The sequence below is a fragment of the Myxococcaceae bacterium JPH2 genome, assembly GCA_016458225.1.
Taxonomy (GTDB): Bacteria; Myxococcota; Myxococcia; order Myxococcales; family Myxococcaceae; genus Citreicoccus.
In genome coordinates this window covers 1-989 of the sequence record JAEMGR010000119.1, presented here as the reverse complement: position 1 = coordinate 989, position 989 = coordinate 1, and the positions used below count along the sequence as shown (strand labels likewise).

General features: G+C 69.9%; 1 protein-coding gene. It reads left to right on the top strand.

The genetic code is table 11. The features are described from left to right. The coding region (locus tag JGU66_36385; GenBank protein MBJ6766255.1) for a non-ribosomal peptide synthetase at positions 1-989 on the top strand (989 nt) is incomplete at both ends.

Genomic DNA, 989 nt, shown 5'->3' with positions numbered 1-989 from the left:
GGAGGCCACTCGTTGCTCGCGACCCAGCTCGTCGCGCGCATCCGCGCGTCACTGGGACGGGAAGCCCCCTTGGGCCTCGTGTTCGACGCGCCCACGGTGGCGGAGTTCTCCGAGCGGCTCGGGGACATCGCGGTGACGCAGGCCCCGCCGCTGAAGCGGGCCTCGCGCACGGGAGCACTTCCGCTGTCGTTCGCGCAGCAGCGGCTGTGGTTCATCGATCAGCTCTCACCCGGCAGCCCGCTCTACAACGTCCCCCTGCCGCTGCGACTGGAGGGCGATCTGGATGAAGCGGCCCTGCATCGCGGCTTCGAGGAACTGGTGCGCCGGCACGAGTCCCTGCGCACGACGTTCCGCACCGATGCGGGACAGCCCGTTCAGGACATTCACGCGGAGATGGCCGTGCCCATGGCGCACGTGGATCTCCGCCACGTGCTCGACGAGGCCCAGCGACAGGCCGAGGCGGTGCGTCTCGCGACCGAGGACGCACGGCGACCGTTCGACCTCGCGCGCGGTCCGCTGCTCCGCGCACTGCTCCTGAAGTTGCAGCCGCGCGAGCACGTCCTGCTCCTCACGCTCCATCACATCGTCTCGGATGGCTGGTCGCTCGGAGTGCTCGTCCGCGAGATGAGCGCGCTCTATGCGTCCTTCGCCCAAGGCCGTCCATCGCCGCTACCGGAGCTGCCCGTCCAGTACGCGGACTACGCCGTCTGGCAGCGCACGTGGCTTCAGGGCGAGACGCTCCGCACTCGGCTGAAGTGGTGGGCGGATCAGCTCGCGGGTTCTCCGCCCGCCTTGGACTTGCCTACCGATCGCCCCAGGCCGGCCGTCTTCTCACACCGAGGCGCCACGCTGTCCGTCGCCTTCCCGCGCGCCTTGAGTGAGGCCGTGGAGTCCCTCGCCCAGCGCGAGGGCGCCACGCCCTTCATGGTGTTGCTGGCCGCCTTCCAATCCCTGCTCCACCGCTACAGCGGTCAGGACGATGTCCTCGT